General features: G+C 36.2%; 23 protein-coding genes and 1 tRNA gene. 6 read left to right on the forward strand and 18 right to left on the reverse strand.

Annotated elements, in window-relative coordinates; translation table 11 throughout:
- Positions 1 to 66: 66 nt before the first annotated feature.
- From IAE52_RS10125 to IAE52_RS10145, 5 genes are all read right to left on the reverse strand, one after another.
- A complete protein-coding gene (locus IAE52_RS10125) occupies positions 67 to 1,161 on the reverse strand; it encodes a DUF871 domain-containing protein (RefSeq protein WP_010905172.1) in 1,095 nt (364 codons plus the stop codon).
- Between the two features lie 332 nt (positions 1,162 to 1,493).
- Positions 1,494 to 2,546, reverse strand: coding sequence for an enhanced intracellular survival protein Eis (eis, locus tag IAE52_RS10130; RefSeq protein ID WP_109990585.1), 1,053 nt, complete (start codon positions 2,544 to 2,546; stop codon positions 1,494 to 1,496).
- Between the two features lie 390 nt (positions 2,547 to 2,936).
- Entirely contained in the window at positions 2,937 to 3,368 is a 432-nt protein-coding gene (locus IAE52_RS10135) for a DUF3284 domain-containing protein (RefSeq protein ID WP_012897013.1), read from the reverse strand.
- Positions 3,369 to 3,467: 99 nt separating this feature from the next.
- The gene (locus IAE52_RS10140) at positions 3,468 to 4,160 is read right to left on the reverse strand and encodes a rhomboid family intramembrane serine protease (RefSeq protein WP_003129738.1); all 693 of its coding nucleotides are present in this window, start codon (positions 4,158 to 4,160) and stop codon (positions 3,468 to 3,470) included.
- Positions 4,150 to 4,683 carry a 5-formyltetrahydrofolate cyclo-ligase gene (locus IAE52_RS10145; RefSeq protein ID WP_029344716.1) on the reverse strand — a complete coding sequence of 178 codons (534 nt, stop codon included), beginning with the start codon at positions 4,681 to 4,683 and terminating at the stop codon, positions 4,150 to 4,152. The genes IAE52_RS10140 and IAE52_RS10145 overlap by 11 nt, the downstream gene beginning before the upstream one ends.
- 117 nt (positions 4,684 to 4,800) lie before the next feature.
- Between IAE52_RS10145 and IAE52_RS10150 the strand changes: the two genes are divergently transcribed.
- Both IAE52_RS10150 and IAE52_RS10155 read left to right on the forward strand, forming a co-directional pair.
- Entirely contained in the window at positions 4,801 to 4,998 is a 198-nt protein-coding gene (locus tag IAE52_RS10150; protein WP_003129735.1) for a cold-shock protein, read from the forward strand.
- A 181-nt stretch (positions 4,999 to 5,179) separates the two neighbouring features.
- Positions 5,180 to 6,520, forward strand: coding sequence for an MATE family efflux transporter (locus tag IAE52_RS10155; RefSeq protein WP_010905168.1), 1,341 nt, complete (start codon positions 5,180 to 5,182; stop codon positions 6,518 to 6,520).
- A gap of 81 nt (positions 6,521 to 6,601) precedes the next feature.
- On the opposite strand, the gene IAE52_RS10160 is transcribed toward IAE52_RS10155, so the two are convergent.
- The 11 genes from IAE52_RS10160 to IAE52_RS10210 form a co-directional block, all read right to left on the reverse strand.
- Positions 6,602 to 8,101, reverse strand: coding sequence for an amidase family protein (locus IAE52_RS10160; protein ID WP_033899165.1), 1,500 nt, complete (start codon positions 8,099 to 8,101; stop codon positions 6,602 to 6,604).
- A gap of 219 nt (positions 8,102 to 8,320) precedes the next feature.
- Entirely contained in the window at positions 8,321 to 9,754 is a 1,434-nt protein-coding gene (gene gatB / locus IAE52_RS10165; protein WP_003129725.1) for an Asp-tRNA(Asn)/Glu-tRNA(Gln) amidotransferase subunit GatB, read from the reverse strand.
- Positions 9,755 to 9,793: 39 nt separating this feature from the next.
- Entirely contained in the window at positions 9,794 to 10,396 is a 603-nt protein-coding gene (locus tag IAE52_RS10170) for an NUDIX hydrolase N-terminal domain-containing protein (RefSeq protein WP_109990584.1), read from the reverse strand.
- Positions 10,397 to 10,399: 3 nt separating this feature from the next.
- Positions 10,400 to 11,860, reverse strand: coding sequence for an Asp-tRNA(Asn)/Glu-tRNA(Gln) amidotransferase subunit GatA (gene gatA / locus IAE52_RS10175; RefSeq protein ID WP_031559095.1), 1,461 nt, complete (start codon positions 11,858 to 11,860; stop codon positions 10,400 to 10,402).
- Positions 11,860 to 12,165, reverse strand: coding sequence for an Asp-tRNA(Asn)/Glu-tRNA(Gln) amidotransferase subunit GatC (gene gatC, locus IAE52_RS10180; RefSeq protein WP_010905163.1), 306 nt, complete (start codon positions 12,163 to 12,165; stop codon positions 11,860 to 11,862). The genes gatA and gatC overlap by 1 nt, the downstream gene beginning before the upstream one ends.
- Positions 12,166 to 12,730: 565 nt before the next feature.
- Positions 12,731 to 13,519, reverse strand: coding sequence for a GTP-sensing pleiotropic transcriptional regulator CodY (gene codY, locus IAE52_RS10185; RefSeq protein WP_003129722.1), 789 nt, complete (start codon positions 13,517 to 13,519; stop codon positions 12,731 to 12,733).
- Positions 13,520 to 13,671: 152 nt separating this feature from the next.
- Complete coding sequence (locus tag IAE52_RS10190; RefSeq protein ID WP_003129721.1) at positions 13,672 to 14,886, reverse strand: pyridoxal phosphate-dependent aminotransferase; 1,215 nt, start codon at positions 14,884 to 14,886, stop codon at positions 13,672 to 13,674.
- Positions 14,887 to 14,954: 68 nt separating this feature from the next.
- Positions 14,955 to 16,538, reverse strand: a complete 1,584-nt coding sequence (locus IAE52_RS10195) for an APC family permease (protein WP_033899174.1) — start codon at positions 16,536 to 16,538, stop codon at positions 14,955 to 14,957.
- 196 nt (positions 16,539 to 16,734) lie between these two features.
- Positions 16,735 to 16,974, reverse strand: coding sequence for a hypothetical protein (locus tag IAE52_RS10200; protein WP_003129719.1), 240 nt, complete (start codon positions 16,972 to 16,974; stop codon positions 16,735 to 16,737).
- Positions 16,975 to 16,985: 11 nt separating this feature from the next.
- Entirely contained in the window at positions 16,986 to 17,195 is a 210-nt protein-coding gene (locus IAE52_RS10205) for a hypothetical protein (RefSeq protein ID WP_010905160.1), read from the reverse strand.
- Positions 17,196 to 17,359: 164 nt separating this feature from the next.
- Positions 17,360 to 18,151, reverse strand: coding sequence for a DNA/RNA non-specific endonuclease (locus IAE52_RS10210; protein WP_033899177.1), 792 nt, complete (start codon positions 18,149 to 18,151; stop codon positions 17,360 to 17,362).
- 134 nt (positions 18,152 to 18,285) lie between these two features.
- On the opposite strand from IAE52_RS10210, the gene IAE52_RS10215 reads away from it, so the two are divergent.
- Positions 18,286 to 18,723 carry a CoA-binding protein gene (locus IAE52_RS10215; RefSeq protein WP_017864002.1) on the forward strand — a complete coding sequence of 146 codons (438 nt, stop codon included), beginning with the start codon at positions 18,286 to 18,288 and terminating at the stop codon, positions 18,721 to 18,723.
- Positions 18,724 to 18,903: 180 nt separating this feature from the next.
- On the forward strand, positions 18,904 to 20,085 hold the full coding sequence (locus IAE52_RS10220) for an MFS transporter (RefSeq protein ID WP_109990583.1): 1,182 nt from the start codon (positions 18,904 to 18,906) through the stop codon (positions 20,083 to 20,085).
- 60 nt (positions 20,086 to 20,145) lie between these two features.
- Here IAE52_RS10220 and IAE52_RS10225 read toward each other — a convergent pair whose 3' ends face one another.
- Complete coding sequence (locus tag IAE52_RS10225; RefSeq protein WP_003129712.1) at positions 20,146 to 20,838, reverse strand: DUF975 family protein; 693 nt, start codon at positions 20,836 to 20,838, stop codon at positions 20,146 to 20,148.
- Between the two features lie 191 nt (positions 20,839 to 21,029).
- Between IAE52_RS10225 and tgt the strand changes: the two genes are divergently transcribed.
- Together tgt and IAE52_RS10235 are read left to right on the forward strand one after the other, a co-directional pair.
- Complete coding sequence (tgt, locus tag IAE52_RS10230; RefSeq protein WP_058206668.1) at positions 21,030 to 22,178, forward strand: tRNA guanosine(34) transglycosylase Tgt; 1,149 nt, start codon at positions 21,030 to 21,032, stop codon at positions 22,176 to 22,178.
- 62 nt (positions 22,179 to 22,240) lie between these two features.
- A tRNA-Thr gene (locus IAE52_RS10235) sits at positions 22,241 to 22,313 on the forward strand.
- 297 nt (positions 22,314 to 22,610) lie between these two features.
- Here IAE52_RS10235 and IAE52_RS10240 read toward each other — a convergent pair.
- Positions 22,611 to 24,606, reverse strand: a 1,996-nt coding sequence (locus IAE52_RS10240; RefSeq protein ID WP_200136787.1) for a SpaA isopeptide-forming pilin-related protein, incomplete at its 5' end; no start/stop codon positions are given.

Genomic DNA, 24,606 nt, shown 5'->3' on the forward strand with positions numbered 1-24,606 from the left:
AACTTTCAAAAAAACTTTTTGAACATAATTAAGGTTCTGTCAGTACTGACAGGCATAGATTATCGATTATTTTTTGCTCTCGATAAGTTTAAATGAGCTCCATGGTTTTAGGAAATCGAGTAGGAATAATTCATCATCTGCGATACGTCCAACGACATTGACTCGACCATCATTTTCCATTTCACGTAAGGCGATTTGAGTCTCACCTTTATATTGACCATAGCCTTCGTTGTCAATAATGACATCGCCACGTTGAATTTTATCAGTATCGTGAGCGGGGAATTCAAGGTCTTTATAAGTGATTCTTGTCATTGTTGAACGGAGCATATAAGCTGATTTATCACCACGGTAGCTATGTGTCGCTTCAAAAAGACATTTGCGTTCATTTTCGCTGATTGTTTCACGTGGAACGACTTTAATCTCAGGCATGCTTGCGTTAAATGCTTGGCTCATCGCTTTAAGTTCTTCTTCGCTCGCATAAGCATTGGCAATAGTCACATCATCAATTCCACCGAGGAGTTTGTAATGTTTAACTTGTGTCGCAATTTCAAGGCTTCTGTGGTCTTCAAGAGTACAAAGGCCATCTTGAGTTGGCCAAGGACCAAATGTTGCTGCTTGCGAATTGACAAAGGCCATGGTGTTTAAATTATAGCCCTTGAATTTTTCTGTACATTTAAGATAATGGTTAAATTCCAATCCTGTGTAACGATGTGGGTAGAAATTGTGACTTCCCAACAGTTTTTCAGTATCAGGTGAGTAATCCATTATTGAATCAACATAGGTTGTTCCCTGACTCATGTTGATTTCAATTTTGATTCCGTAAGGATTTCGGGTCATTCTGGCTTCTTCGGCTCCTGTGAATCCTATGTCAAGTCGAACTCCATCTGCACCCATTTCATGGAAAAAGCTGAGGTCATCATAACTAATGTTAAGTTGTGTAAAGAGACCTGGATTGATATCCACCATGACTTCCATTCCTAACTGATTGGCGTAATCAACAACTTTTTTGAAAGCTGCAAGAACCCCTTCTTTATCTCCATCAATTTCGAGTAAAGAAGTGAAGACACGCTTAAATCCATATTGATGCGCTAAATCAAGATAAGCTTTATCTGCCTCAAAATTTGAGCGTTCTGGATAGATAGATACCCCTAATTTTCCCATTTTTTTCTCCTTTTTCTTATTTGTTTATTTCCTTTTTTTATTTCTGAAATAAACCTTAAGTCTATGATAAGGCTTTCATTTCATTTTTGCAAGCGATATCATCTTAAAAAAAACATGTTTCTTAAATTGAAACATTAACGATAAATTCTCATTTTTAGATAGGTTTAACGCTTTCTTTCGTTAAAATCTTTAAAATAAGGCGAATTGACCTATACCAATTTTTGTTAGTAATATCAGTGTAACAAACAAACTACTCCTCCCACAATATTCTAATTTTTTAATTTCTTTAATTTTTATCAAAAAAGTTACTGACAAAGCTGTCAGTAACTTTTTTAAAAATATTCACGAAGAATCGCCTGATTCTCTTTTAAAATTTTTGCCGTAAATTGGCCAATGGTCATTTTTTCTCTTTTTCCTTCTCCGAGACTAATATTGTTTTCAGGAATAATTTCGTCAGTAATTTCAACTGAAAAATCGGGCTGACCGTGTACTTTTAAAAATTCCTGTAAGTTAACAATTCGTGCCTGCATATAAGGAACAAGTTTAATTTCTGCTCGCTGTGGCTCTGTCAGTTCTTCTTCAAGGAGAATATCTGAGGGTGCTTGCCAACTAATTTCCGAAAATGAACCAGCATGGCTTGAAATAAAACGATAAAATGCTTGTTTTGCCTCGTCAGTCAAAGTTATCAGTTCTTTGATAACAAATGTCATTTCTGAAAATTCATAGAGAAGATAGCCCAAAGCCTTACCATTTTCGCGATAAATCGCACAGTGAGGTTGTGATTTAAAACTGAAAAAGTAAGACCAAAGTTCTGGAGAGCGAATAAGTGAGCCCTGATTATCAGCCTTTTGATGAACTTCTGTCAGTACTTTAAAAAGGGCTGTATTTTTACTGACAGAAAATTCACTAGCATTTTCATCATCAAACTCAAACTTTTCTCGACTAATTTCGCCCGCACTTCTCTTACCTTTAGGAAAATCTTGAGCTGCTAGTCGATAATGTTTTTGATTAAAAGCATAATGATAACCAAATTTTTCATAAAAAGCATATGAAAATGGTGCTAAATATGAAAAAATCACTCCTTTTTCATAACTATCTCGCAAACTTTTGGTCATTAATTGTCGAATGGCTCCATTGCCTCGAAACTCAGGATAACTGGCAACATAACCAATTCCAGAAGTTTTGACTTCTTGATTTTTCCAATAAACATTAAAGTGTGAGTCAATCACCATTGACGTGAGTTTTTGATTTTCGTAGTGGCCATAAGGAGTTGAAAATTCAAGTAATTTGTCAAAAGCTTTTGCCCGTTCCTTTGTTTTAGGCTTATGAAAGGCATAAGTTGCCAAATCTAAAAATTCTTTATTATTTTTTGTATTCGCATTCATAAGTTCATTTTAACACAAATCTGTAGGAATAAGAAAACATTTTTGTTAACGTTTACTTTTTTGATTTTTCTAATCTTCCAGTAAAAAAACAGCCAAAATCGGCTGTTTCAAATCCAAATTTTAATTTCTTCGAGACCAAATATTTAGCCCAAAATTACTGACAGCTTTCAGTATCTTGTTCTTAAGAGCAATCAGTACTTTTTAATTCTTTCCAATTCAAAATCATCATTCAAGGCTGATTCTGTCAGTAAAGTCAAACAGTAAAACTGAAAATTCAGTTTAGTATTATAATCTTTCCGCCTAGCTTATCACTGAAAATAAAGCGCATGAAAACAACTTATTTCTTTGTAAATTTGAAAGTCTTAAAATTTTCATTGTCTGACACTTTACTTATCTTGCTCTACCGCCATTGTAAGCTCGATTGACATTATCCAAAACAGCAACCATTTGGCGCTTTTTAAAACGTCCCAAGAAAAAACCAACGGCTTTGTCGTTAATCATTTGAATAAAACCATTTGATGTTTGGTTCTCTTCAATGACCACCTGAGTGCTTCGGTCATCAATTTTATGCAATTCCCAGCGAGTACTAAAAGTATTGCGATTTGTTTTAGTCGTAAAAGCGTAAATGCTTGGTTCTGTCAGTTCTGTAATTTTAATACTTCCTCTTTGGTTTTTCCCAAAGCTCTTACTATATTCATAACCATTTAAGCTTCTAACTTTCGGACGTTTCCCTGTATTTTTTTCAATGTCAAATAGACACGAATCAATTATTTTTTCAAAGATAAATTCTCTCGGGGCATCAACTATTTTATCAATTCTCATCTTTTTTTCTCCCTCAGCAAGTTTTTTAACTAAGTTTATTCTAACAAGATTAAAGATTCTTTGCAAGCACTTTCATGTTTTCAAAAGCAAAACATATTTTTACTTGAAAAATGGTAAACCGATAAAGAGAACCAAGAGAATAACAAAGGCGCCTGTTGCAAAAATACGGTATTGTTTGGGAATAGATGGAATGAAAGCCTTAGGAGCAAAAATTGCTGACAAAAGCAGTCCACCAATTGCCCCGCCAATATGTGCCCAAATGCTTACATTTCCTAAAGAAAAGAGATTCATAACCAAGTTAGCAACAATCAACACAGTAAACATTCGACCGATTTGTTGTAAAAATGGATGTTTTGTAAAAAATGCTAAACCAACAACTGCCGCAAAGAGGCCAAATATAGAAGTAGATGCTCCTGCCGAAACCACTCTAGGTGTCAAAAGAAAAACCATGGCATTACCAAAAATTCCTGACAAAAGATAAATCAGAGTAAAACGTAGCCAACCAAAAACATTTTCAATTTGCCGACCGATGAAAAAGAGCGTCGCCACATTTAATAAAACGTGTGCCCAACCAATATGGATAAAGAGTGCCGTAAACAAACGCCACATTTGGCTTGGGTCAAACAGCATAACTTGACCAAGTATGGCTCCACTATTGAACAAGTTGATTGCTGAAGTTGCCGATATTCCGTAAGTAAAAAATTGCCATAACCAAACTAAGAGTGTGATAATTGATAAGATATAAGTTGCCTTATAACGTGTAAAATCTCGTTTAATTTCATTAAAATTCATTATTTTTTCTCCCTATAAAAAGTTCTTGTACTGCGATGTCATGGCTTTCCGCCTCAAAATCCATTTTTTGAAAATCATAAAGTACAGAGGCCGTTGTTCCCTCAAAATTAGCCAAATACCGGTCATAATAACCACCACCAAAACCGATTCGATAACCCTCATCATTCCAAATTAAGCCTGGAACAAGGATAAAATCAGGCTCAACTGCAATTTCAGATTTTGGCTCAAGCAAGCCAAATTTTGAGCGAACAAGATTTTCTTTATCATACTTGGCAAAAATCATTTGACGCTCAGGTAAGCATTTAGGAATCAAAATTTCTTTGTCGTCAGATTGGTCGAAAAGTTCTGTCAAATTAAATTCAATTGGCATTGACATATAAAGCGCTATTTTTTTTGCAGATTTCCATTTTGAGGAAGCGGTTAACTGCTTTAAAACATCCTTATTCTGACGCCTTTTCTCGTAGTCTGAAAATTTTTTTAACATTTGTAATATTTTTTTACGGTTTTCTGCTTTACTTTCCATATTAACTATGATAACATGAAAGTGTAAGTTTTTGTTTTACGATTAGTTCTGTGCTTTTGGGTTCATTCCTATTCAAGAAATTAGATTTACAAATTTATAAATAAGGAAGTACCAAAAATGGCACAAGGAACTGTTAAATGGTTTAACGCAACTAAAGGCTTCGGCTTTATCACTACTGAAGAAGGAAACGACGTTTTCGCTCACTTCTCAGCTATCCAAACTGATGGATTCAAAACACTTGACGAAGGTCAAAAAGTTACTTTTGACGTTGAAGATGGCCCTCGTGGACCTCAAGCTGTTAACATCCAAAAATAATTACAGCTTTAAATAAAAATCACTGACAGTTTTGTCAGTGATTTTTTTATTGTCAATTTTACTGACAGACTATTTTTTCGTAAGCCTTTACAAATAATTCATATTTTATCAAAAATACTATTGTAAAAACGATTAAAATGGGCTAAAATAAAGAAATCAACTTAGTGTATTTAGGGAAAAAATGAAAGATTTAACTAAAGGAAATATTTTAACAGGACTTATTGCATTTACTTTGCCCTTACTTATGGGTAACTTTTTTCAGGTCCTCTATAACACGGCAGATACTCTGATTGTCGGTCAAACCTTGGGAAAAGATGCATTGGCTTCCGTTGGAGCGACAGGCTCTATCAACTTTTTAATTGTCGGTTTTGCTCAAGGAATGACTGCTGGTTTGACAATTTTAACGGCCCAACGTTTCGGGGCAAAAGATGAGTTAGCCATAAAAAAATCCTATGTCACGGGCCTCTACTTTACAATTGCGATTTCTATTTTGCTCAGCATATTGTCCCTTATTTTTGTGGGACCTTTGCTTCAAGTTATGCAGACCCCAAGCCAAATTTTTGAAGGTGCCAAGACCTTTCTAAGCATTATGTTAGGCGGAATGATTGCCACTAATCTCTACGCTTATCTGTCTAATGCTCTAAGGGCTTTGGGCGATTCTAAAACGCCATTATATGCTTTGATTGCTGCCTCAATTTTAAATATTGCCTTTGAATATTTTGCTATTTTAGTCTTAAAATTAGGAATTGCTGGAGCAAGTGGAGCAACAATTTTAGCCCAAATGATTTCGGTATTATTTCTTTTTTGGCACATCAAACGAAAAGTTCCCGAATTTCAAATTTCAAAAAATTTATGGCGGCTAGATCGTGCCGAAATTGTCCACCATGCTAGACTTGGTATTCCAATGGGCTTTCAATCAAGTATTATTGCCATCGGCTCTATCACGCTCCAAGTCGCTTTGAATAAAATGGGAACAAATGCTGTCGCTACCCAAGCCATCGTTTCTAAAATTGACCAATTTGCGATGCTCCCGATGATTTCAATCGGCCTTGCCATGGCAACCTTTGGAGCACAAAATTATGGGGCTAAACAGTACAAACGAATTAATCAAGGCTTAACACGGGCTCTTACAATTGCTGTCGGTTGGTCAATTATCTTTGCCATTATCTTAAACCTTGCTCACTTCTATTTCACCACTGCTTTCATTTCAAGTAGCCAAACAGCCGTTATTGAGATGTCGAGTCACTATTATCTTGTGAACGGAAGTTTCTATTGGTTGTTAGCCATTTTATTCGTTACCCGCTCAACAATTCAAGGCTTAGGTAATGCCAAGATTCCAACATTGTGTGGCTTTGCAGAGCTTTTCATGCGGGCAGGAGTCGCTATCATTGGTGTTCTTTTACTCAATTATACGGTAATTATCTCAAGTAATCCTGCCGCTTGGCTGGGTTCAACCTCTATCTTAATTCCAACAACCATCCGCATGATTAAACGTTTTAGACAAAATCAGGATTTAGCATAAAACCGCCACTTAGGGTGGTTTTTCTTTTAAATTTACTGATAGATTTGATTTAAAATTTCTGTCAGTAAAATAACATCAAACTCATTGATAAGCTTTGGGTAAAATAAATTGACCCGCTTCCTCAAATTCTTTAGCAACTTTCAATAATTCAATTTCAGAATTTTTTGGTCCCCAAAGTTGAATTCCAAGTGGCAGATTCGTTTCTTCATTAACATAAACGGGCAGAGAAAGCGCAGGCTGACCCGTTAAATTACTGATGAAGTTATAAGGTGTAAAAGCTAATGAACGCTCAAAAGCGGCTTCAATAATCTCTATTTGTTGTTCAAATTCATATTGGCTAATTTCTGACATTTCTTTTAATACTTCCGCTGTCATTAATTCCTGACCAATTTTAGGGGCTGTTTTAGCAGTTGTTGCCGTCAAAAATAAATCATAATCTTTATAAATTTTGTCAGTAAAATCTCTAGCCGCAAGATCCCACTGAGCTAAAGCGTTGATATAAGAAGACACCGGAGCTTTTCTTCCGGCTTCTAAAAGCGCATAAGTCAAAAGTTCAACATCTTGACTCGTCAATTTTCGTCCGGCAGCCCGTTCCCAAGGTTCTAACATGGCCACTGTTTCAGCCGCATTCATACGATAATAAGACTGAATCAAAGGACGAGCTTCTATGGGAAAATCAACTTCTGTCAATTCATGACCTTGACGCTCTAAAAACTCTACTGCCTTTAGGCATGCATTTATGGCGTCTTTTGATAATTCAATTTCAGAAATCGGGCTTTGGAGTGAATAAGCAATTTTCAACTTTCTTGATAAATTATTGCTGACAGCTTGGCCAGTACTTTCAGTGAGCGCTATAAGTTCTTTTTCGTCCAACAATTTTGCCTGATAAGGTGCTGCTTCTTGTAGGGTTTGCATTTCAAGCACAAAACGAGCCGTATCTCGCACAGATACAGCAAGAGCTCCAGAAATCGATGCTCCTTGCCATCCTCGGTAAGAATCAGGCCCTTGTGGCATCCGCCCTCTCGTCATTTTAAGTCCAATCAAGCCCGAAAATGAGGCTGGAATCCGAATCGACCCACCGCCATCTGAAGCTCCAGCAATTGCAAACATCCCAGAAGCCACGGCAGACGCCGCTCCGCCAGAAGACCCTCCCGAATAATAAGCTTCATTCCAGACATTTCGTGTATCTCCGTAGAGTTTTGAATCAGAAATGTTTTTAAAGCCAAACTCTGGAGAATTCGTTTGTCCAAATGGCGTGAAACCAGCATCTAAGAGTCCTTTAACATAGTTGTCATCCTCTGATGCCACATTCTCTGAAAAGAGGTGAGAGCTAGCCGTATCAGGCAATCCTTTATGAGTTTGTCCCAACATTTTCAAAGCAAAAGGAAGACCAGCAAAAAAACCTTGACTCGTTAAAGCTAAATCTGCTTTTGCCTTTTCTAAATCATAAGCAATAATCGCATTGTAACGCGGATTGAGCTTTTGAATCTTGTCATTTGTCATTTCTAATAACGCTTTGGCAGAAAGATTTCCTGATTTTAATTGCTCCGCCCAATAAGTTGCATCTTTAATTTCAAGCATGGTTCTCCTTTAAAAGCTGAGTTTTATATATCTGCTGACAAACTCATTCTGCCAACATTTTACCATACTTATCAATCATAATAAAAAATATCCGTTTCAAATTAGGACGGATATTTTTATTATTATAACTGGCAAAACAAAATAAAGTTTTCATATTACTGTCTTCCACTAACTTATGACCGAACGAAATGTAGGATAGCTGTTTCATAAAGCTGATCCTTAGAAATTATCCAATTCTTGATACAAAAGTTTTTGCGCAACCGTTGGGTTAGCTTGTCCTTTAGTTGCTTTCATCAATTGACCAACCAAAGCTTTCGCCGCATTTTGCTTCCCACCACGATAATCTGCTACAGATTGTTCATTCTTAGCAAATACATCATGAATGATTGGCAAAAGCACTGCAGGGTCAGAAATTTGAACCAAACCAGCTTTCTTGACAAATTCTTCGGCAGAACCACCATTTTTTGCTAATTCAATAAAGACTTTTTTAGCAATTTTTGAAGAAATTGTTCCATCTGAAATCAAACGAATCATTTCTGTCAGATTTTCTGGAGTCAAGCCAATCTCATGAAGTTCTTTTTTCTCACTATTCAAATATTGAGCCACTTCACCTTGCAACCAGTTTGACACCAATTTAGGGTCAGTATCAAATTTAATCGCTTGATCAAAGAAATCAGAAACTTCTTTAGTTGCGGTCAATTGACGAGCATCATAATCAGACAAAGCTAAATCATTAATATAATGTGCACGTCTTGCTTTAGCCGTCATTGGAAGGCTCTCACGCATTTGCTCAATCCATTCGTCAGAAATTTCAAAACGAGGGACATCTGGCTCTGGGAAGTAACGGTAATCAGAAGCGCCTTCTTTAACACGCATCAAAATTGTTTCCCCCGTTTTGTCATTAAAACGACGCGTTTCTTGACGAATTTCGCCACCAGCGCGCAAAATCTTAGCTTGCCTGTCGACTTCAAAGTCCAAAGCTTTTTTGACATTGCTAAATGAGTTCATGTTTTTAACTTCTGTCTTCACACCAAAAGCTTCTTGACCATAAGGACGGAGCGAAACATTGGCATCACAACGCATTGAACCTTCTTCCATCTTCACATCAGAAATTCCTGTGTAAAGAATGGCTTCTTTAAGTGCTGTCAGATAAGCATAAGCTTCCTCAGGAGTGCGCATGTCAGCTTCTGAGACAATCTCAATCAATGGTACTCCTTGACGATTCAAATCGACATAAGAATAACCATCCGTTCCGTGCGTATTTTTCCCAGCATCTTCTTCTAAATGAGCGCGCTCAATGCGAATCGTCGCTTTATGGCCATCTTCAAGTTCAATTTCAATGGAACCATTGTAACCAATTGGCTCATCAAATTGTGAAATTTGGTAAGCTTTGGGATTATCAGGATAGAAATAATTTTTGCGGTCAAAATGCATTGATTTGTGAATATCCATATTCAAAGCAAGAGCCGCTTTAATTCCGCTATCAATTACCCCTTTATTCATGACTGGTAAAACACCAGGAAGTGACCAGTCAATCACATTTGTATTTGTATTAGGGTCTCCACCAAATTTTGTTGAGGCGGGACTGAAAATTTTTGAGTTTGTACTTAACTCAACGTGGACTTCAAGCCCAATTACTGTTTCAAAGTTCATTATTTTCTCCGATACTTTCTTTAAGAAAGTCAAATTATCCTAGTCAATATATTGTTTTCCGGTTTTTGACAATTTTTCAAGCAAACTAAGTTGTGACATGGTCGTTCTTTTTACTGACAAGTTTGTCAGCTCTGAGCGTTTTATAAATTTCGTTTCTGAAGTTTCACTATTTTCCAGAAAATCAATGGATAAAGCTTTACACTTAAAAACAAATTTATAATATTGCTTTCCTTGCGATTGCCATTTGTCTGTATCGAAAATCGCTAATAAGCGCTCAATCTCTCCAGAAACTCCAGCTTCCTCTTTCAACTCCTTAAGTAGATTTTCACTTGGCGTAAATCCAATCTCTCCATATCCACCTGGTAAGGCCCAGTCTCCCTGAATTTTATCCCGAACAAAGAGTATCTCTTTTTCTTCATTTTGAATAAAAGCCCGCACATCAATCATCGGTGTCGGATAAGAATTATTTGGACGAAAGAGATCTGTCAGCTCCTCTTTAGCCAAGGTAGTTGAATGCTTTAAAAGTTGAGGTAAAATCGCTTTGATTTCATGATAACGTTCAATATCAAAGACATCTTTCCCGTAAAAAAGTCCTGCATCAGCAACTGCATTTAATCGCTTGATTAATTCGTCAAATTCCATTTTTTATTTTCCAAAAATAATCGGTTGTTTTTTGTGGAAATCAGTAGTTGCTTCAAAAGCAGCCGCTACTTGATAAATCGTTTCTTCATCGTAACGTTTACCAATCAATTGCATTCCCACAGGTAGTCCATCGGCAAAACCAGCAGGAATTGAAATTCCTGGAAGGCCAGCTAGGTTGACTGGAATTGTCAATAAATCCGCCAAATACATTGAAAGTGGATCATCAACACGTGCTCCCAAGTCCCAAGCTGGTGTCGGAGTTGTTGGGCCTAAGATTAAATCATATTTTTCAAAAACTTTTGCAAAATCATTGATGATTAATGTACGAACTTGACCTGCTTTTTTGAAATGTTTATCATAAGAACCTGCTGAAAGACTAAAAGTTCCTAACATAATTCGACGTTTAACTTCTGGGCCAAATCCTTCAGAACGTGATTTTACATACAAATCTTCAAGATTTTTGATGTCTTGTGCACGATAACCGTAACGAATACCATCAAAACGTTGAAGATTTGAGCTGGCTTCAGAAGAGGCAATAATATAATAAACTGCAACACCATATTTACTGTGAGGAAGACTAACTTCTTCAACAATGGCACCCAATTTTTCCAAATGTTTAGCTGCTGCCAAAATTTGTTCTTTTACTTTTTCATCAATTCCTTCACCAAAATATTCTTTAGGCAAAGCAATTTTCATTCCTTTAATGTCTTGACCAATTTTACTTGTAAAGTCGGGAACTGCAACATTTGATGATGTGCTATCATTTTTATCAAAGCCAGAAATGACATTCAAAAGTTGAGCATTTTCTTCGACTGTTGGCGCCAATGGACCGATTTGGTCTAATGATGAAGCAAAAGCAATTAAACCAAAACGACTCACACGACCATAAGTTGGTTTCAAACCAACAATACCATTGAATGCGGCAGGTTGGCGAATTGAGCCACCCGTATCTGAACCCAATGATAAACGAACTTGACCAGAAGCAACTGAAGCCGCAGAACCAGATGAAGAACCACCAGGTACTTTTGTTTGATCCCAAGCGTTTTTGGTTGGCTTAACTGAAGAATTTTCACCAGAACCACCCATCGCAAACTCATCCATATTGAGTTTACCAATTGTAATTAACCCAGATTCGCTCAATTTATTCGCAACCGTTGCATTATAAGGTGGAATCCAACCTCCAAGAATTTTTGAGGCAGCTGTTGTTTCAATTCCTTCTGTAACAATATTATCTTTGACAGCAATTGAGATTCCGTCAGTCACAACGTCTGGATTAATTCCACGAGCATCAATTGCGGCGGCATCTTGCAAAGCTTTTTCTTCTGTAATTTTCAAAAAAGCATCAATTTGTGGTTCACGTGCAGAAATATCAGAAAGCGTTGCTTTTGTCAGTTCAAGAGCAGAAATTTCTTTATTTACAAGTAGCTCATGAAGCTCTTTGATTGATTTGTTATTGTATGACATTAAGCATCTCCTCCATCAGAAAGCATTGCTGGAACTTTGATAAAGCCGTCTTCTTTTTCAGGAACGGCTGCCATGAGTTTTTCACGGTCAAGTCCTTTTTCTGCCACATCTTCACGCATGAAGTTGAGATTATCTGCCACATTCATAGTAAATGGGACACCTTCACCATCAACTTCATCTAACATTTCAACCATATCAATGATTTTTCCAAAAGTATCGGTAAATGATTTTACTTCATTTTCCGAGAATTCAAGCTTTGACAAAAGCGCCACGTGCTTGACTTGTTCCTCTGTAATTTGACTCATATTTTCAATCTCCATTTTTTAGAGTTTATTCTTGTTAATTATAACAAAAAATCGGCATTTTAACAGTCTGTCAGTGATTTTAAACCATTTACCAGTCATTTTTTTACTGACAGAACTTTTTGTCAGTAAAAATAGAAAGCAAAATTACTGACAGAAAAATTTATCTCTGATACAATTTTAAAAATTGCTGACAGATAATTTCGTCAGTAATTATAAATCGATAATCGATAATCTTTATAAGACACAAACAACTCCCATCTGAGATAGGAGCTGTTTGTGAAACTAAATAGTACTCTAACCATGTATGTGGCTTCTGTCAGCAAGTTCAACCTTCTGACCTAAACAACCTGATAGCATTTTGATTAAAAGGCTTATAAAGCACCAACGCGAGTCACAAGCGAATGATAAAAGGGCGAAGCGCTAACATGAATTCACTAGTAATTTTCACATTCTAATCTAATAAAAATTTGTTTAAAACTCTTATAAAGCACGAAAAGCTCCCATCTACGATAGGAGCTTTTTGTGAAGCCGAAGTCTAAGCGCTAAAGCGCTAAGACCCTGGCTTTTAGAAATTACGTCCTGCAAGTTTATCAAATAAACCAGTATTAAGAACTTTAAGATAAGTTCCTTTCATACCAAGTGAACGTGATTCAATTACACCAGCAGATTCGAGTTTACGCAATGCGTTAACGATGACTGAACGTGTAATCCCAATCTTGTCAGCAATGACAGAAGCGATAACATGCCCTTCTTCACCATCAAGCTCTTCAATGATTGCTTTAACAGCTTTCATTTCTGAATATGAAAGTGTGTTAACAGCCATAGTTGCCATGGTGTCTTTACGGATATTTTCTTCCATTTGTTCAAGTTTAAGATTTGAGAGTTGAACACCAATTACTGTTGTTGCAAGTTCAACTAAGACCAAATCATCATCAGTGAATTCGCCGTCTTCACGCCACATGATAAATGTTCCCAAACGCATTCCAGAACCATAAATAGGTGCTAAAGTTGTCACACCTTTTGGAAAATCGCCAAGGCTTTCTTCTGGGAAGATTGCTAATGGACGGTCAACAGGAACGTTTGCCATTGTATCGTAGATACGTACTGCCGCACGAACATATTCATCAGGCAATTTACGATCATAGAAAAATTGGTCAACACGGTCATTGTTTGTATTATAAGGCAATGAGTAACCAAGCAACTCGCCCTTCGTATTAATCACACATGCATTGCAATCAATGACGTTTGCCAAGCGTTCAGTCATACTGTTATATGGCAACTCTTGTTGCAAATCGGTCACTCCATCTTGCAAAATCGCGGTGATTTTACGTGTTTTTTCAAGTAATGTAGCCACTTTGTTCTCCTATTTTTTTATATTCTTGTTTTTATACAAAATTTTTCATAATCAGTATAACATAAAAAAGCATGAAAAACAATAAAAATTGTCAGAAAATTACTCTCAACAAAAAAAGATATACGAATTATTCATACATCTTTTTCTATTTATTATTTACGATATTGCCAAAGGAAACGTTCCATTTTTTCTTGTATTTCCGCTAATTCGTCCACACGAGGCAGATAAACAATTCGGAAATGGTCTGGCTCTTTCCAATTAAATCCTCGACCATGAACAAGCAGGATTTTTTCCTGCTTCAAAAAGTCCAAGACAAATTGTTCATCATTATCAATTTTATACATTTCTCTGTCAATTTTAGGGAAAATATAGAAAGCTGCTTGAGGTTTGACCGCAGATAATCCTGGAATATCATTGATGGCTTTATAAATGAATTCTCTTTGTTCATAAACTCGTCCACCCGGCAACAGCAATTTATCAACCGATTGAGTGCCACCAAGTGAAGTTTGTACGACTGATTGAGCTAAAACATTGGAACAAAGTCGCATTGAAGCCAGCATATTCAAACCTTCAATATAACCCTTGACATGTGATTTTTCACCTGACAGAACCATCCACCCCACGCGGAATCCCGCAATGCGGTGTGATTTTGAGAGGCCATTCATTGTGACCACAAAAAGATCTGGTGCCAAGCTAGCAATCGGAACATGAACTGCTCCATCCATAACCAATCGGTCATAAATTTCGTCAGAGAAAATAATTAAATTATTTTCTCTAGCCACTTGAACAATTTCAAGCAATAAATCTTTAGAATACAGCGCACCCGTTGGATTATTAGGATTAATCAAAACAATGGCTTTTGTATTACTTGTGATTTTTGAGCGAATATCATCAATGTCAGGGAACCAACCAGCCTGTTCATCACAGAGGTAATGAACAGCTGTTCCTCCAGCTAAGCTGACAGAAGCCGTCCAAAGTGGATAATCAGGCATAGGAATCAAAACCTCATCCCCTGTGTCCAAAAGTCCCTGCATGGCCATAACAATCAATTCAGAAACCCCATTACCTGTGAAAATATCATTGATATCAAGATTAGGAAAACCCTTTAGCTGACAGTATTGCATAATCGCTTTACGAGCCGAGAAAATCCCTTTAGAATCTGAATATCCTTCGCTATCCACAGCATGTTGAATCAAGTCACTAATGACTTCATCAGGAGCAAGAAAGCCAAATTCAGCTGGATTTCCTGTATTCAATCGAAGAATTTTTTCACCATTGGCTCGCATTCTTTGTGCTTCATCCAATACTGGACCACGAATATCATAGCTGACATTATCAAGTTTATGCGATTTTTCAAATTTTCTCATTATTGACCTCCGTAATATTATGAAGTTTTGATTTTCAAAACTTACAAACAGATTCTGGTAACACTAGTTTATTTCTTTTTATAGACTTGGAAATATTTTCCAGCATAGTTAGTCACTTTATAGTCTTTATCTAAAACTTTTTTCAAACTAGTCGGAGCTTTCTCACTGGCCTGTAAAACAACGAATTTATCTGATAATTTACCCACTTTCAAATCATAACTTTGGGTAAATTTAATTGGATAATTTGCTGGAACATTATCTAAAGTTGAAATTGTTTTGGTCAAATTGTTAATATTTTTACCATCAGCGACAACATAAACTCGGTCAGAACCTGTGGCATTTGCCTTAATATATTGTGCCACACTTTGCTCTTCTGAAGCAATTGTTCGGTTCATGAAATGATAACTAATTGGTGTAAAAATGACAAAAAGTATTGCCAAAATCGGAGCAAATAAACGATTTTGCAGATATTTCAACAAAATTTGATCGCTATCTGTCAACCCAAGACCTGCAAAAACTATTGTAAATGGCAGGACAGCCAAAAGATTAGAACTATCAAAAGTCTGAGCAAAAACAATCATCGTTGTCAATCCAACAATTCCAATAAGCATCATGACATACCAAACTCTGGCTGGTCCACCCTTTTTGAGTTGTACAATTCCTTGGACGAAACCTGCAACAATTCCAAAAATAAGAGTGAGAACTAAAGCTTTAGCAAGAGTTAATAATAAATCACCACTTGGACCAAAATGTGTAAAGGGAATTAAAATAGATTGTTCAATAGAAGTATAGATTGTTTGTTCTTCAAGAGAATAATAAGCGACTGAGTAACCTACTAATAGAACTCCCAAAATTGTTGCCAGCATTTGGTAAAAACCACGTCCAATTTTACGGCTACCCACATTATGAATAATGAGAGCGATAGCAGATAAAATAAAGAAAACTGACATGACAGGAGAAATGACTAAGGCAAAGGCAGCTGCCATTCCAAATCGAATAAATCCCCTATCTGTAGAACTATCTTGGAAATAAGAACTCAAAAATCGTGCTGCCCATAAGGCAAAAGGAAGAGCAAAGAGCGTTGGACTATCTCCTCCTCTTGCCAAACCTGCAATAATAACTAAGGTAAAAACCGATACAGTTAGTGATGCCGTTTGATTTTTCGTTTGTTGACCCACTAAGCGGTAAACTAAAATTCCACTGATTAGTAAAGCAATAATTTCAAAAAGCCATAAAAGCCAAGTCGTCCCACCAATATTCCCTAACCAATTAATGAGATAAAAAACCGTACCACCTGTCCCATAAAAATCATTAAAAGGAACTAAACCATGATGCATCGCAAATCCTGAATAAAGGTTTTGTGATTGGCTGGCTGTGGCTACTGGTTTCCACAAAGGAAATGCATAAAAAGTTAATGCTAAAAGCACTGACAGACCCGTAAGTAATCCATAGACTGCTAAAGGAATTCTGAGTGTTTTTTCATGTGTCAATTTTTGTCTTGAAGTTCGTTCGACGTTTTGACCTTCTGGTTCTTCTTCTAAATGCCTGATTGCTTGATTCGCTGCCGCTTCCACGACATCAGAATCTTTATTTGCCCAACGAGAGCTTCTCCGCTCACGACGTGACGAGCGGGATCTGTATTCATTTGACATGACGTCCTCCGATGTTTCCTTAGCGGAAATCTTTTTTATAAACAAAATGCTTGTTTCAAATACACAGTTGTAAAAAAATTATACCAAATTTTTGGAAAACACTCAATAAAGTTAAAAATGATTATAAAATTATAAGCAAAAAATTACTGACAAAAAGGTCAGTAATTTCTATAAGTTAATATTATTTATAAACTACTTAATTCCTGATTTTACCAAGAATCCAGAGGACCAAAGCGACAACAGCAATGAATAACCAAAAGTGCGGGTTAAACAAAAGTACAATCCCTGAAATAATCAAACGAACAATCAGTAAAATAAGTAAAATGGGCAAGATATAGCGTACAAATACTCTCAATGCCATCACTCCCAAAAGCACTAACAAAATTGAAAGCAAAGCCCCCATTACAATCAAACCTGATAAAAATCCTACAAACATTTTTTCTCCTTTTAGTAGTAACGACTACGACTGGCTCTCACAAGCCATACAATAATGCTAATTACGAGCAAAGTCCCCCAAAAATGCGGACTAAGTAAGAGCATTAAACCACCGAACAAAAATTTCAAAATCATTAATATAATCAAAGCAGGTAAAACAATTTTAAAGAATCCTTTTATAAAAAGTAACATAGCTAAAAATAGTATAAGTAGTAAAAACATTCTCTTTCCTCCGATAATTAACAAATTCTAATCACTCATGAATTTGTATTTATATATTAATTATAGCAAGAAAAAAAGCCCGAATTCTCAGTCTTTTGACTGATTTTTCAAGCATTTTTTTACTGACAGAGCTTTATTTTACTGACAGAACAGTCTGTCAGTAACTATTTAGGGCTGACTGTGTTAACTGCGGTCCCGTCAGCATAATTAATTTTTGCATTTGGAGCGACATTGTCAAGAACAACGACAGTTGCTCCACCATTTCCTGACTTTTCACGACCACCACCGAGTTTGATAGACAAGGTTTGACCATTTTTATCAATTCCAACATAAGCCAAACGAATTTGTCGAGGCAAAAGTTCATTTCCTTCGTAGAGAGGGGTCACTTGGTAATCTAAATAATAATTGGGATGATTTGCAAGCCAACTGTCCAAACGATTTTCGTAATAAAGCATGCTGGCTGTATTTCCATCATTCGTTCCAGTGAAATTTCCACCATTGAACCAAGCCGTTTCTGGCACTAAATTTCTTGCTTCATTATTTAGACCTGAAAATTGATAACCCACCAAATGGCCACGAGCCATTAGCCACATTTTACCAATCGAACCATCTGATTTTTTATAATAAAAATTATAATTATGCCAACCAACCGGATTATAGGTCAAGGGTTCACGTTTGACTTTAGGTTCTTGAGAATCATTCAATTGAATATGTGAATCAACCGCACGACCTAAAGCATCAGTATTGGCCATGACCATTTGTCTTTGATTTTTAAAAGTTAAAGGAGCTTGTTTAACCGAACTTGCCAGTGATTTTGTGGAAACTTGGCTACTATTATCAGTAGCCGAATTATTTCCTTGTCCCAAATGCAGACGTCCCGAACCAAAATATCCTACAGCCAGTGCAATAATGACTACAATGACGCTTGTTAGTGTTTTTATTTGTTTCTTATTCATAGCCTAATTATAGCAAAAAATTTCAAGAATTTTACAATTCTGAAAAATTTTTATAATCATTTTAAAGAAGCTTTTAAACCACACCACTTCCCTTAATATTGTATAATAAAAACAAAGCAGGAGGAGGAAATCTAATGTACGAATTTGAAAATCCAGAACAAGAGGCAATGTTTGATTATCTCAAAAATGCAAAAACCATCGCTGTCGTTGGGATTAGCGATAAAACAGACCGTTCATCTTTTTTAATTGCTCAAGGATTACAACAAAATGGCTACCATGTTATTCCAGTCAATCCAAGACTTGCTGGCCGTGAATTACTAGGTGAAAAAGTCTACCCTTCTATCAAAGAAGTTCCATTTCATATTGATATCGTTGATATCTTTCGTCGAAGTGAGTTTTTGGCGGATGTTGCTCGTGACTTCATTGAAACTGACGCCGATATTTTCTGGGCGCAATTGGGCTTACAATCTCAAGAAGCTGAACAAATTCTTCGAGAAGCAGGAAGAAATAAAATTGTGATGAATCGCTGTATTAAAATTGAATATGCCTATTCAGGCTTAGGGAAAAAATGACTACAAAAGTTATTTTATAGACTATTACGTTTCCCCGGCAACATTTTATCGATTTTTTTTGATACAATAATAAAGTTGAATTACGCAAACACAAAACTCTCGTCTAAAAAGCGGGAGTTTTATCTGTTTTTTAGGCGGATGTTTACGCATTCATAAATTTTTCTCAAAGAAAGGAACTTTATGAAAGAAAAACTTTGGACAACAACTTTCGTTGTTAATATGTTACTTAATTTTATTTTTTATCTTGTTTTTTATCTCCCTACTGTTGTTATTGGTACAATGGCTATGGAACGTTATCACGCTTCTGCTAGTATCGCTGGTATTTTATCTGGAATTTTTATTGTCGGCGGATTTATTGCTCGACTTTGGGCTGGAAATAATATGAAACGCCTTGGTGCAAAAAAACTTTTGTACATAGGAACACTCATTTATTTCTTGCTTACCTTTGCTTATTTCTTTGTGCATAGTGTCGTTCTACTATTAATTTTACGTCTTGTACATGGACTTGGATTCGGTATTGCTGCAACAGCTTCTGGAACTTTGGCTGGTGCCATTGTTCCTTCTTCAAGACGTGGTGAGGGAATTGGTTATTATGCGCTTTCTGTCACATTATCGTCAGCAGTTGGTCCCTTTTTATCAATGTTTCTTTACCGGACATCAGGTTTTTATTCATTAATTTGGCTTTCTGCCTTACTTTTATTTATTGCCTTAGTCGGAATTTTCTTCATACATGTTGAAAAAACTTCTGACAGCTCTAATTCTGTCGATAATAAAGTGCATAAAAAATTCGCTTGGTCAAATTACTTTGAAAAAGAAGCTTTACCAATTTCATTAATTGCCTTTCTCATAGGTATTTCATACTCAAGTATTCTGTCATTTATGGATGCTTACGCTCGTAATATTCACCTTTCAGAGGCTGCCTCATTTTTCTTCTTAGTTTATGCCATTACTGTCCTTCTTTCTCGTCCAATTACTGGTCGTGTCTTTGACGGCTTTGGTGATAACTTTGTAATGTATCCAACCTACCTCTTCTTTGCACTTGGCCTTTTACTGATTGGTTTTGCTCATTCTGGTTGGATGTTGCTCCTTGCTGCTATATTTATCGGTTTAGGCTACGGCTCATTTTCGCCTTTTGGACAAGCAATTGCCATCCGTAATTCAGAAGCTCATCGTTTAGGAATCACAACTTCTACTTTCTTTGGCTTTATGGATATGGGTGTCGGTTTTGGACCCTTTATTTTAGGAATATTTATGCCTCTATTAGGCTATCGTAATCTCTATTTTGCCTCAGCAATTCTTGCACTTCTAATTGCTGTCATTTACCATTTCGTTCATGGACGTCATGCTAAACGTGAAAATTAAGCTACTGATTGTTCTGTCAGTAAATAAAAAAAGCTGTCAGTAACTTTGACAGCTTTTTTATTATTTACCAATATTTTCGTAATAAGCAATTGAAGCCATGTTGAGGTAAGGAGTAGTCCAGAATCCTGCTAAACCACCTGAGATACCATAAAGAACATACCACCAGAAGAAACTCAACTTGAAAATGAAGTAATTTCCACGCAAACCTTTCATCATTGTTGCTGATTCGCTAAGAACGCCCATAACACCGCTGTAACGTCCTTCTTCTAACTGATCAAACAAAACATAAGTTGCTTGTGACCAACCAAGTCCCAAATAAATTGCAAATGCCCAACCAATCACTGGGATAAACATCAAGGCAACAAAAATCACCCCTTTGACAATACTTAAAAGAATAATTTTGCCAGCTGAACCATCATAGAAAGGTCCAAAAACATTTTTAAATTGTGGATTATTTCGTTCACCACGGAAAATTTTGATATAGTTAAAAATTGCCCCAACTGTTACAACTGAAACAAACAAGGCTACAACAATCATTAAAATAGCAATAAGCAAAGTCGCAAAGCTAATCACCATCCAAACACTACCTGGAATACTATCAAAATTAGAAGTATTGTAGTCCATGGACTGCTTTACACCATTTCCTCCACCTAAAATCCCCGCAATAATTGGAATAATAAAGAGTAACATTTTTGAACCAAAATTATCTTTCAAAGCTCCTTTGGCTTGATTTTTCAATTCCCATCTTGACATAAAATACCTCCCAATAATTTGTCTTACATTATATTTACTTAATTATACCAATAAATAGGTAAAATCTCTAAGACTTTCGCCCGATTTTCAAAAAATCATCTATAAAAAGCGTTTAATTTTTGTTATACTTATAAGTGCTTGCTTTTTAAGCTACAAGAAGACTCGATTCTACGAGTAAATAAAGGAATCTTATGACAGAACACGCAATAAAATACAGATTAATAAAAAAAGAAAAACATACAGGAGCAAGATTAGGAGAAATCATCACACCACATGGTACCTTCCCAACTCCAATGTTTATGCCCGTAGGTACTCAAGCTACCGTTAAAACAATGAGCCCAGAAGAACTCAAAACATTAGGCTCAGGGATTATTCTCTCAAACACTTACCACCTCTGGTTACGACCCGGAGATGAACTCGTCGCTGAAGCTGGCGGTCTTCACAAATTTATGAATTGGGACCAACCTATCCTGACTGATAGTGGTGGTTTCCAGGTTTACAGCCTAGTTCAAAACAAAAAAAATATCACAGAAGAAGGCGTTAAGTTCAAGAGCCATTTGGACGGACGTGAACTTTTTCTTAACCCCGAAAAAGCAATAAGCATTCAAAATAATCTTGGCTCTGACATCATGATGTCCTTTGACGAATGTCCACCTTTCTATCAACCCTATGACTATGTCAAAGCCTCTGTTGAAAGAACTTCCCGTTGGGCTGAGCGTGGCCTCAATGCTCACCGTCGTCCAAATGACCAAGGACTTTTCGGAATTGTTCAAGGAGCTGGTTTTGAAGATTTACGTCGTCAATCAGCTAGAGACTTGACTTCAATGGATTTCGCTGGCTATTCTATCGGTGGTCTTGCCGTTGGTGAATCTCATAAAGAAATGAATGCTGTCCTTGACTTTACAACACCAATGCTTCCAGAAGACAAGCCCCGCTATTTAATGGGTGTTGGTGCACCAGATAGCTTGATTGATGGTGTTATTCGTGGAGTTGATATGTTTGACTGCGTTCTTCCTACACGAATTGCTCGTAATGGAACTCTAATGACTCATTTCGGTCGAGTTAACATTCGTAATGCTAAATACGAACACGATTTTACTCCACTTGACCCAATGTGCGATTGCTACACATGTACTAACTATACACGCGCCTACCTTCGTCATTTAATCAAAGCCGATGAAACTTTTGGCCTTCGTCTTTGTTCATACCACAATCTTCACTTCCTCGTAAATCTAATGAAAGACGTTCGCGGGGCCATTATAGATGACAACCTTCTGGAATTCCGAGAAGATTTCTGTGAGCGTTACGGCTACAATCAACCCAATGCCAAAGACTTCTAGTTCTTGAAAATAGGTTTAAAAAGTTGTATCATAATAAAAGTGGGTAACCATTCTCATTATGTGCCGAGTTAGCTCAGTCGGTAGAGCACTTCACTCGTAACGAAGGGGTCACAGGTTCGATTCCTGCACTCGGCATGAAACCACATATCCTGAATAATTTATAAAATAAAAAGCCACTAAAAATCTTCTTAGTGACTTTTTATTTTATAAATTTTCGTATTTATCGTCACAAATACTCCTATATATTTCTTTATTTTTTGGTTAATTTTATGGTTAATTTTTTTAAAAAATCGAACCTTGACTATTTGAAAATAATTTGACATTATAACGAACCATGATTTCATCGTATTACAAACTAAAATATTTTTGTATTAAGTCACTACCACTTTTTCCAAATCAAAAACATGGCTAAAGCCATGTTTTTATATAATTTTACATTTTACGTCTTTTAAAAAATACATATAAAGTAGCACCCACCATTAATAGTCCAACACCAACTATAGGCAAGAAAGTATTTCGTTCTTCTCCTGTCTTAGGTAATTCTGGCTTTTTAGGTGTAATTGGAAGTCTTTTATTGACGAACTTTCCAGTATTAACAACTTGTGGTTTGTTTTCTGCGCTTGCTTTAATTTCAAAAGCTCTAGTTTCTTGACTTAATTGATAACCTGCTGGAGCCTCTGTTTCAACAAAAGTGTATTTACCTGGTTTTAGATGATTTGCCTTAATTACTCCATTTGCATCAGTTTTGATCCCCTTAATAACTACTTCATGAGTTTCACTATTAGTAACATTAAAGACTGCACCTGAAAGAGATTTACCATTCTCATCTACCTTAATTAATTCAGCAGAGCCTTGATAATTGATAAAGTTCTCTGAAGCCATAACTATTTTTGGTTTATTCTCTTCTTTTGTTGAAATAGTAAAATCAACTTTTGAAGTATTCAAGATATAGCTACTTGGAGCTTTTGTCTCAACAAATGAATAATCTCCTGGTACAAGATTTTCAATTAAAACTTTTCCTTCTTTATCAGAAACCAAGTTCTCTTTGATACTCTTTCCTTTTGAATCAATAACTTTAAAGACTGCGCCTTCTAAAGCTTGACCTTGGCTGTCATGTTTAATTAATTCAGCAGATCCTTGATAGTTGATGAAATTATCGGAAGCCATGACTACTTTGGGTTGACCCTCTTCTTTTGTTGAAATAGTAAAATCAACTTTTGAAGTATTCAAGATATAGCCGCTTGGAGCTTTTGTCTCAACAAATGAATAATCTCCTGGTGCCAAATTGTCAATTAATACTTTCCCAGTTTTATCGGAAGCCAAATCTTCTTTGATTATTTTTCCTTTTGAATCAACAACTTTAAAGATTGCACCTTCTAAAGCTTGACCTTGACTGTCATGTTTAATCAACTCAGCTGATCCTTGATAATTAATAAAGTTATCTGAAGCCATGACTACTTTTACTTTGCCTTCTTCTTCACCTGAGATGCTAAAGTTAACTGGCAGAGTATTCAAAATATATCCTTCAGGGGCTTTAGTCTCAACAAATGAATAGTCACCTGGAACCAAACCTTCAATTAATACTTTACCAGTTTCATCAGAAGTTAAACCTTCTTTTATGGTTTTTCCATCTGCATCAATCACTTTAAAGATTGCACCTGATAAAGCTTGACCGTTGATATCATGCTTAATCAATTCAGCTGACCCTTGATAATTAATAAAGTTATCTGAAGCGACAACCAGTTGAGGTTGTCCTTCACTCTCAGCTAAGATTGTAAAATGGGTAGGAATAGTATTTAAAATATAACCTGTCGGAGCCTGTGTTTCAACAAAAGAATATTCTCCGGGGGCTAAATCATCAATACTTACTTTACCATCTTTGTCGGAAGTCAAGCCTTCTTTGACTGTTTTTCCATTTTTATCAACTACTTTGAAGATAGCGCCCGCAAGGGGTTGACCTTCACTATCTTTTTTGATTAATTGTGCTGAACCTTGATAGTTAACGAAATTATCCGAAGCAATTATTAGACTAGGCTGACCTTCTTCTTCAGCTAAAATTGTAAAATGAACTGGTATTGTATTTAGAATATAACCTGTTGGAGCTTTGGTTTCAACAAAGGAATATTCTCCGGGGGATAATCCATCAACTACCACTTTACCATCTTTACCAGAAGTTAAATTAGCTTGGATTGTCTTGCCAGCTTTATCAACAACTTTAAAAACTGCACCAGAAAGTGGCTGACCTTCGTTATCTTGCTTAATTAATTCGGCTGAACCTTGATAATTGATAAAATTATCCGAGGCAATAACCATTTGTGGTTGACCTTCTTCTTCAGCTGAAATTGTAAAATGAACTGGTATTGTATTTAAAATATATCCTGTTGGAGCTTTGGTTTCAACAAAGGAATAATCTCCAGGGGATAAACCA

The sequence above is a fragment of the Lactococcus sp. S47 genome, from assembly GCF_016517475.1.
GTDB classification, from domain to species: domain Bacteria; phylum Bacillota; class Bacilli; order Lactobacillales; family Streptococcaceae; genus Lactococcus; species Lactococcus lactis.